Annotated in this window: 16 protein-coding genes; 12 read left to right on the top strand and 4 right to left on the bottom strand. The window is 62.5% G+C overall.

What is annotated here, in order from left to right:
• Window positions 1–48 precede the first annotated feature (48 nt).
• The 3 genes from BLS75_RS09140 to BLS75_RS09150 all read left to right on the top strand — a co-directional run bounded on the left by BLS75_RS09140 (window position 49) and on the right by BLS75_RS09150 (window position 1967).
• Window positions 49–1038, top strand: coding sequence for a 2-hydroxyacid dehydrogenase (locus BLS75_RS09140; protein ID WP_011062715.1), 990 nt, complete (start codon window positions 49–51; stop codon window positions 1036–1038).
• Window positions 1039–1128: 90 nt separating this feature from the next.
• A complete protein-coding gene (locus BLS75_RS09145) occupies window positions 1129–1566 on the top strand; it encodes a hypothetical protein (protein WP_011062716.1) in 438 nt (145 codons plus the stop codon).
• Window positions 1563–1967: an META domain-containing protein gene (locus tag BLS75_RS09150; RefSeq protein WP_019094589.1), complete on the top strand. Its 405-nt coding sequence runs from the start codon at window positions 1563–1565 to the stop codon at window positions 1965–1967. The genes BLS75_RS09145 and BLS75_RS09150 overlap by 4 nt, the downstream gene beginning before the upstream one ends.
• A gap of 142 nt (window positions 1968–2109) precedes the next feature.
• On the opposite strand, the gene BLS75_RS09155 is transcribed toward BLS75_RS09150, so the two are convergent.
• Window positions 2110–2574, bottom strand: coding sequence for a TlpA disulfide reductase family protein (locus tag BLS75_RS09155; protein WP_011062718.1), 465 nt, complete (start codon window positions 2572–2574; stop codon window positions 2110–2112).
• A 139-nt stretch (window positions 2575–2713) separates the two neighbouring features.
• On the opposite strand from BLS75_RS09155, the gene arsC reads away from it, so the two are divergent.
• From arsC to BLS75_RS09190, 7 genes are all read left to right on the top strand, one after another.
• Entirely contained in the window at window positions 2714–3067 is a 354-nt protein-coding gene (arsC, locus tag BLS75_RS09160; protein ID WP_041119496.1) for an arsenate reductase (glutaredoxin), read from the top strand.
• Window positions 3064–3669, top strand: coding sequence for an NAD(P)H:quinone oxidoreductase (gene wrbA, locus BLS75_RS09165; RefSeq protein WP_041752480.1), 606 nt, complete (start codon window positions 3064–3066; stop codon window positions 3667–3669). The genes arsC and wrbA overlap by 4 nt, the downstream gene beginning before the upstream one ends.
• Window positions 3662–4084 (top strand): DUF2069 domain-containing protein, encoded by a 423-nt coding sequence (locus tag BLS75_RS09170; RefSeq protein ID WP_041752482.1) that lies wholly within the window; start codon window positions 3662–3664, stop codon window positions 4082–4084. Before wrbA ends, BLS75_RS09170 begins: the two co-directional genes overlap by 8 nt.
• A 103-nt stretch (window positions 4085–4187) precedes the next feature.
• Entirely contained in the window at window positions 4188–4859 is a 672-nt protein-coding gene (locus tag BLS75_RS09175) for a DNA-3-methyladenine glycosylase I (RefSeq protein ID WP_072450695.1), read from the top strand.
• 452 nt (window positions 4860–5311) lie between these two features.
• Window positions 5312–5977 carry a lipopolysaccharide core heptose(II)-phosphate phosphatase PmrG gene (locus tag BLS75_RS09180; RefSeq protein WP_072450696.1) on the top strand — a complete coding sequence of 222 codons (666 nt, stop codon included), beginning with the start codon at window positions 5312–5314 and terminating at the stop codon, window positions 5975–5977.
• Window positions 5978–6220: 243 nt separating this feature from the next.
• Window positions 6221–7972 carry a lipid IV(A) 4-amino-4-deoxy-L-arabinosyltransferase gene (gene arnT, locus BLS75_RS09185; protein WP_072450697.1) on the top strand — a complete coding sequence of 584 codons (1752 nt, stop codon included), beginning with the start codon at window positions 6221–6223 and terminating at the stop codon, window positions 7970–7972.
• A 113-nt stretch (window positions 7973–8085) separates the two neighbouring features.
• Window positions 8086–9621: an ArnT family glycosyltransferase gene (locus BLS75_RS09190; RefSeq protein ID WP_072450698.1), complete on the top strand. Its 1536-nt coding sequence runs from the start codon at window positions 8086–8088 to the stop codon at window positions 9619–9621.
• A gap of 44 nt (window positions 9622–9665) precedes the next feature.
• Here BLS75_RS09190 and ttcA read toward each other — a convergent pair whose 3' ends face one another.
• Complete coding sequence (ttcA, locus tag BLS75_RS09195) at window positions 9666–10490, bottom strand: tRNA 2-thiocytidine(32) synthetase TtcA (protein ID WP_072450699.1); 825 nt, start codon at window positions 10488–10490, stop codon at window positions 9666–9668.
• Between the two features lie 291 nt (window positions 10491–10781).
• Here ttcA and BLS75_RS09200 point away from each other — a divergent pair, with 291 nt between their 5' ends.
• Entirely contained in the window at window positions 10782–11384 is a 603-nt protein-coding gene (locus BLS75_RS09200; protein WP_011062727.1) for a Yip1 family protein, read from the top strand.
• 151 nt (window positions 11385–11535) lie between these two features.
• Window positions 11536–12030 carry a SprT family zinc-dependent metalloprotease gene (locus tag BLS75_RS09205; protein ID WP_011062728.1) on the top strand — a complete coding sequence of 165 codons (495 nt, stop codon included), beginning with the start codon at window positions 11536–11538 and terminating at the stop codon, window positions 12028–12030.
• Between the two features lie 33 nt (window positions 12031–12063).
• Here BLS75_RS09205 and BLS75_RS09210 read toward each other — a convergent pair whose 3' ends face one another.
• Together BLS75_RS09210 and BLS75_RS09215 are read right to left on the bottom strand one after the other, a co-directional pair.
• Entirely contained in the window at window positions 12064–13245 is a 1182-nt protein-coding gene (locus BLS75_RS09210; protein WP_019094596.1) for a CaiB/BaiF CoA transferase family protein, read from the bottom strand.
• A 147-nt stretch (window positions 13246–13392) separates the two neighbouring features.
• Entirely contained in the window at window positions 13393–14724 is a 1332-nt protein-coding gene (locus BLS75_RS09215; RefSeq protein ID WP_011062730.1) for a dicarboxylate/amino acid:cation symporter, read from the bottom strand.
• Window positions 14725–14935 lie beyond the last annotated feature (211 nt).

A 14935-nucleotide genomic window follows, 5' to 3' on the forward strand; every position in this document is an offset into this window, starting at 1 on the left:
GCCCGGCGCCCAGCCGCCATGCTGGGCGCCCCGAACAAGGATGCAGCCATGCGTACGATTCTTTTCAGCAGCCAGAACTACGACCGCGAGAGTTTCCTCGGCGCTCAACTGCCAGCAGGCATCGAACTGCAATTCCAGGCCGCCCGCCTGAGCCTGGATACCGCCGCCCTGGCTGAACGCCATGAAGTGGTCTGTGCCTTTATCAACGACGACCTCAGTGCCCCGGTACTGGAACAGCTGGCTGCCGGTGGCACCCGCCTGATCGCTCTGCGCTCGGCCGGCTACAACCACGTCGACCTGAGCGCGGCCCAGCGCCTGGGGCTGGATGTGGTGCGGGTCCCGGCCTATTCCCCCCATGCGGTCGCCGAACATGCCGTGGCCCTGATCCTGGCGCTCAACCGCCGCCTGCACCGGGCCTACAACCGCACTCGCGAAGGCGACTTCACCCTGCACGGCCTGACCGGCTTCGACCTGGTGGGCAAGACCGTGGGCATTGTCGGCACCGGCCAGATCGGCGCGACCTTCGCCCGGATCATGGCCGGCTTCGGCTGCCAGCTGCTGGCGTACGACCCCTTCCCCAATCCCGCCGTAGAAGCCCTCGGTGCCCGTTACCTGGACCTGCCCGAGCTGCTGGCCCAGTCGCAGATCATCAGCCTGCACTGCCCGTTGACCGAGGACAGTCGTTACCTGATCAACCAGCAGAGCCTGGCCCACATGCAACCGGGAGCAATGCTGATCAACACCGGGCGTGGCGGCCTGGTGGACACCCCAGCGCTGATCGAGGCGCTCAAGAGTGGCCAACTGGGCTACCTGGGGCTGGATGTCTATGAAGAAGAGGCGCAATTGTTCTTCGAGGACCGCTCCGATCTACCCCTGCAGGATGACGTGCTGGCGCGGCTGCTGACCTTTCCCAACGTGATAGTCACTGCGCACCAGGCGTTCCTGACCCGCGAAGCCCTGGCGGCCATCGCCGAGACCACCTTGCACAACATCGCCAGCTGGGCAGCTGGCCAGCCGCAGAACCGGGTCCACGGCTGAAATCCGCGCCACGGGCTGATCGAAGGTCACCTGCCCGCAACCTGCGCCGCAGGGGCCCGTGCTAGCATACGCGGCAGATTTGGAGGACCCATGGTCGAACACGATTTCCGCTACAACCTGATGAACCCGCAACACACCCTGATCGAATGCCGTGCCCTGGTGCCCGGCCGCTATCAAGTCACCGGCAACGGTGGCTCGATCCGTACCGACGACGTGCTTCTGGTCACCCTCAAGGGCAGCAAGGACCTCTCCATGCGCCTGACCGTGGACACCGTGCGCCACTTGATCAACCCCGTCGGCCAGTGGGTCGCCGTGGCGCGTGGCCCGGTATTCGGCGAACTGGCGATCCACCAGTGGCAGGTCAATTGCGACAGCTGCGACGCCACCCTGGACTTCGAGTTCGCAGTGGATGCCAAGCTGGGCAGCAAGGCCCAGAAGCCTGCCGCCAGCGCGCGCATTGCCGAGCTCGGCTGGCGTAGCGAGGGTGAGCATCACCGCTGCCCGAAATGCCAGCAGGCCGGCCAATGAAACGCCTGATACTGACTGCGGCGCTGGGGGCCGGCCTGCTGGGCTGCGCCGCCGAGCCGCTGAAGTTGCAGCAGGACCGCAGTTACGTCCTGGAATGGATTGGCGAGCGTCCGCTGATCGATTACAGCCACCTGACCATCACCCTCGGCGAGGACGGTCGGGCCTATGGCAATGGCGGCTGCAACCACTGGTTCGCGCCCTACACCCTGGACGGCGAAAAACTCAGCTTCGGCAAGGTCGGCAGCACCCGCAAACTCTGTGCACCGGCGTTGATGGAGCAGGAGCGGCGCTTCCTTCAGGCGCTGGAAACCGTTGAGCGCTGGGACATCTCGCCGATCGAGCAGGTGCGGTTCTGGCCTGCCGAGGGCAAGCCGTTGCGCTGGTGGCTGGAAGAAGGCTGATAGTGCGCTAGCCGCTGCCGAGCCCGCGAGGCTGCGAACGGGACTCCAGGATGTTCCTGGATGAATCTCTGGCGAGTTTCAGGCCCCCGCGTCACTTGAGGGCGCCCGCACTGCGCGGCAGCGGCTCCAGATCCTCGCGCCCTCAATGCCCGCGCAAGGCCTGCAGTTTCGCCAGCACACCGGCTGCAGTCTGCTCGCCCATCATCTGCTCACGTACCTTGCCCTTGTCGTCGATGATGTAGGTCACCGGCAGCGCCTCGCTGCGTGGCAGATCGAAGAGCTCCGCGGGGTTCCGTGCCAGCACGGTAAACTTGATCCCCAGCTTCTCGCTGGCGCTCTTTAGCTCTTCACCCTGCACATTGTCGAAGTTGACCCCCATCACCGATGCCGACTGCCCCTTGAGCTGCTCGTTCAGGGCATTGAGTTCCGGGATCTCGGTACGGCAAGGCCCGCACCACTCGGCCCAGTAGTTGAGCACCAGCCACTGCTTGTCGATACGCTCGGCGGCGACTTTCTGGCCATACTGGTCGACCCCGTAGTCATTGCCACAACCGCCCAGCAGCAGGGTTGTGATGATCGCCAATACCGCCGCCAATTGCCTTGCCATGCGCTGTTTCCTGTCTTGAAAGATGTCTTGAAAAATAACCGTCGACCCAGGGTCGCTGCGACCTAACGACTCCCAAGGTTCAGGAGTGCCCGTCGCGCGGGTAGAATAGCCGCCACCTTACGCAAGATGCGACCCGCACATGACCGATCTGACGCTTTATCACAACCCGCGCTGCTCGAAATCCCGCGGTGCGCTGGAACTTCTGGAACAACGCGGCCTGGCCCCGACCGTGGTCCGCTACCTGGAAACCCCACTGGATGCCGCCCAGTTGCGCAGCCTTCTGGCCAAGCTCGGCCTCAGCGCGCGCCAGCTATTGCGCACCGGCGAGGACGAGTACAAGACCCTCAACCTGGCCGACCCGAGCCTCAGCGAAGAGCAACTGGTCGCCGCCATTGCCCAGCACCCGAAACTCATGGAGCGGCCGATTCTCGAAGCCGGCGACAAGGCCATCATTGGCCGGCCGCCGGAGAACGTGCTGGAGATCCTGCCTTGAGCGCGCCCTATATCCTGGTCCTGTACTACAGCCGCAACGGCTCGACCAACGAGATGGCCCGGCAGATCGCCCGCGGCGTCGAGCAGGCCGGCCTGGAGGCTCGTCTGCGCACTGTCCCGGCGATCTCCGCGGAATGCGAGGCGGTCACCCCGGACATCCCCGACAGCGGCGCCCTGTACGCCAGCCTCGACGATCTGAAGCACTGCTCAGGGCTGGCCCTGGGCAGCCCGACCCGCTTCGGCAACATGGCAGCGCCGCTGAAGTATTTTCTCGACGGTACCAGCAACCTCTGGCTGACCGGTGCCCTGGTGGGCAAGCCTGCCGGCGTGTTCACCTCGACCGCCAGCCTGCATGGCGGCCAGGAAGCCACCCTGCTATCGATGATGCTGCCATTGCTGCATCACGGCATGCTGATCACCGGCCTGCCCTACAGCGAGTCGGCCCTGCTGGAAACCCGCGGTGGCGGCACGCCGTATGGCGCCAGCCACCATGCCGGAGCAGATGGCAAGAGCCCACTGGACGAACACGAGATTGCCCTGTGCCGGGCCCTGGGCCTGCGTCTGGCGAAAACCGCCCTGCGACTGGAGAACGGCCGTGGCTAAGAAGCCGAAGATCCTGCCCCCGGTGGAATGGCTGGAGCCCCGGGTCCGCCTGATGCGAATCCTCAGCCTGGTCTGCTTCTTCGGCCTGGTGGGGCTGCTTTGCGGGTATTACCTGCTGGTGGCCGATCTGCACGGTGCCCGCCCCTGGGTCATCCTGCTGATCGAGCTGGTGCCGCTGCTGCTGATGGCCCCCGGCATGCTCAGCGGCAGTGCCCGTGGCCATTCGTGGATGTGCTTCGTGGTCAACCTGTACTTCATCAAGGGCGCCCTGGCGGCCTACGACCCGAACCGCCAAATGTTCGGCCTGCTGGAGATGTTCGCCAGCCTGGCCGTGTTCACTTCGGCGCTGCTCTACGTGCGCTGGCGCTTCCAGCTTGATCGCCGGCTCGCGGGCGAAGGCGCCAGCCCGGCCTGAATCCGCCCCAGGTTCCCCGGCCCCCGGGGAACTTGTAATGCCGCCAAAGGCCCCAACCTTGGTCAACAGACTTTCCGACCCTCCCGACCGTCCCGGAGCAGGCATGCACGATTACAAATGGCTGAATGAATACTGTCTCAACCGCTTCGGTTCCGCTGCGGCCCTGGAAGCCCAGTTGCCCACCCCGGCCAGCGACGACTACCTGCGCGCATTGAGCGCCGATCGCTACCTCTCGACCCTGGCTCTGCGGGTTTTCCGCGCCGGGCTCAAACACAGCCTGGTGGACGCCAAATGGCCGGCGTTCGAGCAGGTGTTTTTTGGCTTCGATCCGGAGAAGGTCGTGCTGATGGGCGCCGAGCACCTGGAGCGGCTGATGCAGGACACGCGGATCATCCGCCACTTGGGCAAGCTCAAGAGCGTGCCGCGCAACGCGCAGATGATCCTCGATGTGCAAAAGCAGCACGGCAGCTTTGGCGCCTTCATCGCCGACTGGCCGGTGCATGACATCACCGGGCTCTGGCAGTACCTGGCCAAACATGGCAACCAGATGGGCGGGCTGTCTGCCCCGCGCTTCCTGCGCATGGTGGGCAAGGACACCTTTATCCCCACCTGGGACGTGGTCGCGGCCCTCAATGCCCAGAACATCATCGACAAGGTGCCCAGCAGCAAACGCGACCAAGCCCTGGTGCAGGAAGTATTCAACCAATGGCAGCACGAGAGCGGCCGGCCACTGTGCCAGCTGTCGGCAATGCTGGCCTACACCGTCAATCACTGAGCCGCCCGCTCCCCGGCATCACTTCCTGCCCGAAACAACGGGCAGGAAAACCTCCCTTCTCATGCCCGTCCTCCAGCCCAAGCTGACAATAAGCTGAACTAAACGCGAGGTTTTTTCATCCGCTGTTTTTTATCGGATAAAGTTCGCCTCGCACTTGCCTCAACGATAAAAACGAAACTCCGGGAATAACCTCTCGAAGCCATCTGACGTGCATAACCGGATAACAAAGCAGCGTTCGGGCCAACAACCTGAACAAAGGCTGTCTGGTTTTAAAAGAACTGCCGTCGACCATTCGTTTTTTTCACATTGCTTTCACTCTTCGCCCACCTGGCCCGACCTAAATTGGCCCCAGTTGCAGTGCGGGCTCCAGTGACTGCATGTCGTTCGTCTTCAGCGCACCAGTTCCAACCCGAATAACCAACACTCGGCAAAAGCCTACTCAGGTACACCTCGTGCTCAACACCGCTGAATCCGGCACTGGCAACAAGCCCCCCCGAACCTGGCGAGTCGTCGGTGGCGTCTGTGCGGCGACCCTGGCAATCCTGGTCAGCGGCTTTGTCCTGTGGCCCGTCACGCCTCGCGACCTGGGGGTCGGCAACCAGATGCAGCAGGCCAACATCTACCGTCACTGGCAAGGGGGTGAAGTGATAGTCCTGGTCCGCCATGCCGAGCGTTGTGACCGCTCCGCCAACCCCTGCCTGGGGCCCGCCGATGGTATTACCCAATTCGGAAGCCACAGCGCCAGCGACCTGGGACGAGCCTTTCGCACCCTGGGCATGGCCGCCACTGATGTCATCAGCAGCCCCGCAACCCGCACCCGGCAAACGTCGGAATTCATGTTCAGCGGTGCGGCGCAGACCCAGGACTGGCTGGCCACCTGTGACGAGCATTTCCAGCAGACGATCAAGGCGCACAAGTCACTCAGGCGCAATCTGATCCTGATAACCCACAGCGACTGCATCAGCAGCCTGGAACGCCAACTGGGCTACCCGCACGCCCTGGCCAGCGAATACACCAGCTCGCTGTTTATCACCCTGGATCCGCAAGGCCACATGCAAGTACTGGGAACCCTGGATGCAGGCAGCTGGCAGCGTGTACTTGATCAACCCCTTGAGTAACTAGTAACTGTTTTTAACAACATACCAACAGACTTTATTAGGGGAAGCGACACACTTGCCGGCTAATTAATTGACTTAACAAGTTTCTGTACTAATAAGAAACGGAAAGCCGCATTTATGAAAAAACTCTCAAACAAATGAATGCTGCCCGCTGAAACTTCGCGAACTTTGGAAAGCCAGTAATTCGACCAAATTGACGCTTTGTCAGCAACCCCCAGCAAATAACGAAATCGCTATCGGCCAATGACTTCGAGGATACAAATGCACCGCACTTCGCCGCCCCCTGCTTATGGAGCAAGCGCCCCGCCGTCCGGCTTTACCCTCGGCGCAAGTACAACCAGCACTCTCCAGCGCTGGGCACTTCCTCTGTTGCTCGTGGCCTTCGGCCTGTTCTACCTGGTACCTCTGACCAGCCACGGCCTGTGGATTCCCGACGAGACCCGCTACGCCCAGATCAGCCAGGAAATGCTGCTCAGTGGCGACTGGGTGGCGCCACACTTCATGGGCATCCGCTATTTCGAGAAGCCCATCGCCGGCTATTGGTTGATCGCCATCGGCCAAGCGATCTTTGGCGACAACCTGTTCGGCGTGCGCATTGCCTCGGCCCTAAGCACCGGCCTGAGCGTACTGCTGGCCTACCTGATCACCCGCCGCATGTGGAACGACCCGCGAAAGAGCCTCGCCGCCGCCTTGCTTTATATGAGCTTCGGCCTGATTGCCGGGCAAGCCGGATACTCCAACCTTGATCCGCAGTTCACCTTGTGGGTCAACCTGAGCCTGGTAGCCCTGTGGTTCGCCCTGGACGGCCGGACCACCCGCGAACGCCTGCTGGCATGGGCCGGGCTGGGCGTCGCCTGTGGCATGGGCTTCATGACCAAGGGTTTCCTGGCCTGGCTGTTGCCCGTACTCATCGCCCTGCCCTACATGATCTGGCAACGCCGTCTGGGTGAACTGCTGCGCTACGGACTGGTGGCCGTGCTGGTAGCGATCGGCATCAGCCTGCCCTGGGTATTGAGCATTCACGCCCACGAGCCCGACTTCTGGCGCTTCTTCTTCTGGCACGAGCACATTCGCCGCTTCGCCGCCGACAACGCCCAACATACCCGCCCCTGGTGGTTCTACCTGCCGCTGCTAGTGGCCTCCAGCCTGCCCTGGGCAGCCCTGTTGCCGGGCACATTCATGCAAGCCTGGAAAGACAAGCGCCAGGCCCCGACCGGTTTCCTGCTGCTGTGGTTCCTGCTGCCCCTGGCGTTCTTCAGCCTGAGCCGCGGCAAGCTGCCAACCTACATCATGCCGTGCCTGCTGCCTCTGGCCGTGCTCATGGGCAGCGCCCTGATCGACCGTATCAACGCCAGCCAGGGCCGGAGCATCCGCATCAACAGCCTGCTCAACCTGCTGATCGGCGTGGCGGCCATGGTGGCCCTGCTGTACATCCAGCTCACCCGGCCGGTCTACGGCCACAACGAGATGCTCGGCCTGTCCCTGGTGTTCATCATGCTGATGGGCTGGATCATCGCCAACCTGCTGCCGGCCGCCCGTCCGCTGCAGTACTGGGCGGCCCCGGCCCTGGGCATCTGGTTGCTGGTGGCCCTGCTGCCGGCGGGCATGCCGGGGTTCATCGTGCATAACCAGATGCCGGACCAGTTCATCAAGGAACATATCGAAGAACTCAGGCAGACCAAGAGCCTGCTGAGCAATGACCTGGGCACCGCCTCGGCCCTGGCCTGGCGCCTGCAACGCCCGGAGGTGACGCTGTACAACACTGAGGGCGAATTGAAATATGGCCTGGCTTATGCTGATTCGGCGCAGCGCAAGGTAAGCATGGCCGAGGTCGGGCAGTGGGTCAGCGAGGCCCGCAAACAGGGTTCGGTGGGTGTGGTGATGCGGGTCAAGGACGTGGTGGAAAGCGAGGAAGTGGCGCTGCTGCCGCCCGGAGGCAAGCGCTATGAGGAAGGCAATATGCTGGTCCTGATCCTGCCACAAAGCCAACCCTGACCCTGGGTACCCTTGTAACGATAGCGCCGACCAGGGTTGGCGCTGGCTTTTCTTCACGCTTCGATGCCCTGGATGGCTGCGACTTTTCCCACCGCCGCTCTGGAAATCCATCTATGAATCTGTTTCGCAGCGAACGCGGGGCCCTGGCCCTGCTGCTCGGCGTGTCTGCCTTGATCCTGCTGCTGGGCCTGGGCTCCCGTGAACTCTGGGGGCCGGAGACCCGCTGGGCCAACATCGCTTTGCAGATGTTGCAGAGTGGCAACTATTTCGACCCTTACCTCAAGGGCGCTCCCTACTACGACAAGCCCCTGCCCTCCTACTGGCTGATTACCGCTAGCGCCTGGCTGATGGGGGGCCTGGGGCACTGGTCGCTGCGCCTGTCCTCGGTGATCGCCGCATGGCTGAGCATCTGGCTGGTTTACCTGATCGGCGAACGGCTGTTCCACAAAGGCACTGGGCTGATCGCCGGCTGGATGCTGGCCACCACCTTCTATTTCGCCTTCTGGGCGCGGGTGGCCACGGCCGACATCCTGACCGTCTGTGGCGTATTGGCTGCAGTGTGGTGGTACTGGCGCGGCCCGGGAGATACCCGCCTGGGCCGCTATACGGTGTTCTTCCTGATACTGGCGGCGACCTCGCTGCTCAAGGGGCTGATCGGCTTCGTCCTGCCGGGGCTGATCCTGTTGCCACACCTGCTGAGCCAGGGGCGCTGGAAACGCCACCTGAACCTGCGCCTGGTGCTGGCCTTGAGCATCGCCGCGCTGTTCTACATGGTGCCCTTCGTTCTCTCGCACCTGTACGGCGCTCCCAGCTACGGGGAAAGCGGCCTGAGCCTGGTGTTTCGCGAGAATGTGGTGCGTTTCTTCAACCCCTTCGACCATGTCGGGCCGATCTACACCTACCTGATCTACCTGCCGGCCTATACCTTGCCCTGGGCACCCTGCTGGATCCTCGGCCTATGGCTGGCGGCCCGGCACTGGCGCCAGTTGCAACCCAATGAACGCTGGCTGGTGTGGGCCCTGGGGCTGCTGTTCCTGTTCTTCACCGCCAGTGGCAGCCGGCGCAGCTATTACGTTCTGCCCCTGGTGCCTTTCGCTCAGTTGCTCGGTGCCTGGTGGCTCAACCGTCGGCTGCAGCTACGCCAGGCCGCCGGCAAACCCGTTTCCCGTGGCTGGCCCCTCGGCTTCTCCTGTGCGGCCCTGGTCATGCTGCTGGCGCTGGGGGTTGCCTACCCCTGGAGCAACAGCGGCGGGGGGGTGATGCAGTTCAGCGCCGATACCCGCGCTGCCGCGAGCCGGATCGCTCCCTGGAATCAATGGCGGATGGTCATGGTGGAAATCGATAACAAACTGCCGATGTACCTGCAGAACCAGGGCGCTCCCTTCTACTACGTGGCAGAAACTGCGGATTTCCCGCGTAACGGCAGCAGCGCGGACTTCATGGCCTGGCTGGACAAGACCAGTGGCCAGCACTGGGACCCGCAGCGCACCCTGATCTTCGTCCAGCAGAAGCACGATGAACCGCTGATGCTGGGGTATCTGGGCGAAGATCATCAACTGCTCCGCACCATCCCGACCAACGGTGAGCGCCTGGCCAAGAAACCGGCGCAAGGCAGCGTGGCCTTCATTCCCCGCATGCCGGGGAGCTGAATGACCGGGCTGCGCAAGCGCAGCCCGGATTCACCAGGATCGGATCAGAGGTTCACCACATTGACGAAACGCGGCGTGGCGCTGTCGTCGATGCGCAGGCTGGTGAAGTCGAACAGAGTGCGGTCCGCCAGTTGCGAGGGGATCACGTTCTGCAGGCCGCGGAAGATGCTTTCGGTACGCCCTGGAGTCTTGCGCTCCCATTCCTGAAGCATCTCCTTGACCACCTGGCGTTGCAGGTTCTCCTGGGAACCGCAGAGGTTGCACGGGATGATCGGGAACTGCTTGAGGTCGGAATAGGCCTGGATGTCCTTCTCGCTGCAGTAGGCCAGCGGCCGGATTACCACGTTGCGCCCGTCATCGGCCAGCAGCTTGGGCGGCATGGCCTTGAGCGAACCGTTGTAGAACATGTTGAGGAAGAAGGTCTCGACGATATCGTCGCGGTGGTGACCCAAGGCCATCTTGGTGGCGCCTATTTCGTCGGCGAAGGTATACAGGGTGCCGCGACGCAGGCGCGAGCACAGCGAGCAGGTGGTCTTGCCTTCCGGGATCAGCTCCTTGACCACCGAATAGGTGTCCTTCTCGACAATGTGGTACTCGATCCCCAGTTCCTTGAGGTAGGCCGGCAGCACGTGCTCGGGAAAGCCTGGCTGTTTCTGGTCCATGTTCACCGCGACGATCTCGAACTTGATCGGCGCCACCTTCTGCAGGTGCAGCAGCACGTCGAGCATGGTGTAGCTGTCCTTGCCGCCGGACAGGCAGACCATGACCTTGTCGCCCTCTTCGATCATGTTGAAATCGGCGACCGCCTCGCCCGCCTGGCGGCGAAGACGTTTCTGCAGTTTGTTCTGGTTGACCGTAAGAGTGCCCATGGCGCTTGAAATCCGCGAGGTATGTGACGAAAAGCCGGACATTTTACGCAAAAACCCCAGCCCCGTGAAAGCGCCGCAGAGCAGCGGTGCCGGTGCTGCAATGACAGATGCAGCAGCGATTAGCCCGGGGGTTTACAGCGCAATTTGCTCTAAAGGTGCGCACATCTGCGGAAAACTCCTCCCTATACTGCGACATAAGGTCGCACGCACATATAGACCTATACTGACTGTGCCACTTGGCTGTAAGCGCTCCGTTGGGGGGCGATGGCAACAATAAAGGAGTGACTGACCATGATTCATCATGTCGTAGGACTCTTCACCCACCCCGATCAGGAATGGCGAGACATCCGTGGCGATGCCGAGGAAAGCATCAGCCACATGTACCTCACCCATACGCTGATCCTCGCGGCAATCCCCGCCATTTCGGCTTTTATCGGCACCACCCAGGTCGGCTGGGTCATCGGCAATCGCGCGCCGGTGATGCTGACCATGGAAAGCGCCCTGTGGATGACCATCATGTCGTACCTGGCCATGCTCGGCGGCGTGGCGGTGATGGGCGCGTTCATCCACTGGATGGCCCGGACCTATGACGCCAGCCCGAGCCTGGCACGCTGCGTGGCCTTTGCCACCTACACCGCCACACCGCTGTTCGTCGGTGGCCTGGCGGCGCTGTACCCGCACATGTGGCTGGGCATGATCGTCGGCACTGCCGCCATCTGCTACACGGTCTACCTGCTGTATGTCGGGCTGCCGACCTTCATGAATATCCCGTCGGACGAGGGGTTCCTGTTTTCCAGCTCAGTGCTGGCAGTAGGCCTGGTGGTACTGGTCGCGATCATGGCCTTCACCGTGATTGTCTGGGGCCTGGGCGTCGGCCCCGTGTACACCAACTGACGCCGCACCAATAATAATCCTCTGTCTGCCAGCACAGGCCGCCGCAAGGCGGCCTTCTTATGGGCGCAGGATGGATGACCATTCGGCGCCTGGGCGATTCGGAATCCCCCCTGTTTGCGGCATACTCACTCCCTCTGGAGAGCCGTTAAGCATGCCCGAGCAACTCAATACCCGCGTCGAAGATTGTTTCCAACTCGCTGAATCCTTTTTCAAACGTCCTTTCAAACGCCCGGTGGTCAGCCTCAAGTTGCGTGGCCAGAAAGCCGGTGTCGCCCATTTGCACGAGAACCTGCTGCGCTTCAACCCGCAGCTGTACCGGGAAAACACCGAGGACTTCCTCAAGCAGACCGTGGCCCACGAAGTGGCACACCTGATCGCCCACCAACTGTTTGGCGAACGTATCCAGCCCCACGGTGAAGAGTGGCAACTGATCATGCGCGGGGTGTACGAACTGCCGCCCAATCGTTGTCATACCTACGACGTCAAGCGTCGCAGCGTGACCCGCTATATCTACCGCTGCCCCTGCGCCGAGAGCGATTTCCCGTTCTCCGCCCAACGCCACAAACTGGTGGCCCAGGGGCGTCGCTATCTGTGCCGGCGTTGCCGGCAAACCCTGGTCTACAGCGGGGAAACCAGGGTCGAGTGACAGTTTTAAAGCACTGCCTCGGCAAACCCGCAGCTACGCGATGACCCGCTCGCGCCGCAGTGCCTCGATGCGCTCGGCGCTGTAGCCCAGTTCCTCCAGCACCTGATCGGAATGCGCCCCCAACCTGGCGCCGATATGCCGCGGCTCTGGCAGCCCCTCGGAAAACTTCAACGGGCAGGCCATCTGCGCCTGCCGGCTGCCGTCTTCACGGGGCACCTGGCTGACCAGTTGCCTGGCCTGCAACTGCGGATGTTCCAGGGCCTCGCCCAGGCTCAGCACCGGCTCGACGCAGGCATCGAAACCAGCGAACAGCTGGCACAACTCGGCGAAATCGTGTTTCTCGAATTCGACCTGCAAGGCCTGCTTCAGTGCCTGTTGCTGTTCGGGCAAGGGAGACAGCCCTTGGGCCGCCAGTTCCGGGCGGCCCAGGGCCTGACACAACTGCTGCATGAATACCGGCTCCAGACTGCCCACCGACAGCCAGCGCCCGTCCCGGCTGCGGTAGTAGTCATAAAAGCTGCCACCATTGAGCACCTGCTGCTCCATTCCGGGCTCGACCCCACAGGCCAGGTAGCCGGCACCGGCCATGGCGTTCAGGCTGAACACGCAGTCGGTCATGCTCACGTCCAGGTACTGTCCCTGGCCGCTATGCTGGCGCGCGATCACCGCCGCCAACAGGCCGATCACCCCATGTAGCGAGCCCCCGGCGATATCCGCGGCCTGGATGCCCAGGGGTAATGGCCCCTGATCGCGGCGGCCGGTCTGGCTGGCCAGCCCGGCCAGGGCCAGGTAGTTGATGTCATGCCCGGCGCGGTCCCGGTAGGGGCCGGTCTGGCCATAGCCGGTAATGGAGACGTAGATCAGCCGCGGGTTGATCGCCTTCAAGGCCTGGTAACCCAGCCCCAGGCGCTCCATCACGCCCGGGCGGAACTGTTCGAGAACAATGTCGTAGTCCTGCACCAGTTGCCGCACCACCTCCAGCGCTTCGGGACGCTTGAGGTCCAGGGCCAGGCTGCGCTTGTTGCGGTTGAGATAGGCATGGCTGGCGGAAACCCCGGCATCGTGGGGCGGCAACACCCGCAACAGATCCATGCGGGTCGGCGACTCGATGCGCAGGACCTCGGCGCCCATGTCCGCCAGCAGCAACGAGGCGAAGGGCCCCGGCAGCAGGGTGGAGAAATCCAGTACCTTGAGTGACGCCAACGGCCCTTGCATAGCCCTCTCCTCTTGATCGGCAGCCCACAGAGTAGGCAGCCGCGACGCCCGCAACAATCACCGCAACAGTCAGCCGGGCTGACCGTTGCGCTCAATCGCCAGGCAATAAAAAACCCGCCGAAGCGGGTTCTTTATATAGCTCAAGGCTTACTTGATGCTCGGTGCCGGGCCTTCGGCCACACCCAGGTCATCGGTTTCACGGGTGTCGGTAATCGGCCGGCCACCGGAAGCCAGCTCGGATTGCAGCTTGTCTTCGTCCAGCTCCTTGACCCACTTGGCAACCACTACGGTAGCCACGGCGTTGCCCACCAGGTTGGTCAGGGCGCGAGCTTCGGACATGAAGCGGTCGATACCCAGGATCAGCGCCAGGCCGGCCACCGGCAGGTGCCCCACGGCCGACAGGGTCGCGGCCAGGACGATGAAGCCACTGCCCGTCACACCGGCAGCGCCTTTGGAAGACAGCAGCAGCACCAGCAGCAGGGTGATCTGGTGAGTGATGTCCATGTGGGTATCAGTGGCCTGGGCGATGAACACCGCAGCCATGGTCAGGTAGATCGAAGTACCGTCGAGGTTGAACGAATAACCGGTAGGGATCACCAGGCCGACCACCGACTTCTTGGCGCCCAGGCGTTCCATCTTGATCAGCATGCGCGGCAGGGCCGATTCCGAGGAGGAAGTCCCCAGCACGATCAGCAGTTCTTCACGGATGTAGCGGATCAGCTTGATCACGCTGAAGCCGTGGGCGCGGCAGATTGCCCCCAGGACCACCAGTACGAACACCACGCAGGTGATGTAGAAGCAGATCATCAGTTGGCCCAGTTGCACCAGGGAACCCACACCGTAGGCACCGATGGTGAACGCCATGGCGCCCAGCGCACCCAGGGGCGCGAGCTTCATGATCATGTTGATGATGTTGAACATCACATGGGCGAAACGGTCGATGAAATCCAGCACCGGCTTGCCGTAGGCACCCAGGCGATGCAGGGCGAAACCGAACACCACGGAGAACATCAGCACCTGCAGGATATCGCCATTGGCGAAGGCGCCGACGATGGTGGCCGGGATGATGTTGAGGATGAAGCCGACGATGCTCTGGTCATTACCGGCAGTCACGTAGGCTGCAACTTTCGAGGCGTCCAGGGTCGAAGCGTCGATGTGCATGCCGGCCCCCGGCTGCACCACGTTGACCACGATCAGGCCGATCAGCAGGGCGATGGTGGAGACGATTTCGAAGTACAGCAGCGCATAGCCGCCGGTCTTGCCCACCGACTTCATGTTCTGCATGCCGGCGATACCACTCACCACGGTACAGAAAATGATCGGAGCGATGACCATCTTGATCAGTTTGATGAAGCCGTCACCCAGGGGCTTGAGAGCCACGCCGGTCTGAGGGTAGAAGTGGCCGAGCAGGATGCCGATGGCGATGGCAACGATCACCTGGAAATACAGGGATTTGTACAGTGGCTGACGAGTCGTCATTGCAAGTTTCCTCAAGAGCCCCGGCATGCACTTTCCGTCGATGCATGCGGTGCCTAAAGTGCGAACCCTCCTGCGCTGGAGGGATTTGTTGTGTCGAGCTGCGTGCTGGCAGATCTTCCGGCTCTATCGCAAAGCCCGTGCCACCTTGTGAAAAAGCCTTGCAGGCCTTTAGACATCAGGGGTGCGAGCTGATCCTTGCATCCGTTGCGCA

Origin of the sequence: Pseudomonas sp. NFPP12 (assembly GCF_900103205.1) — a bacterium.
In the GTDB taxonomy this organism is placed as follows: Bacteria; Pseudomonadota; Gammaproteobacteria; order Pseudomonadales; family Pseudomonadaceae; genus Aquipseudomonas; species Aquipseudomonas protegens.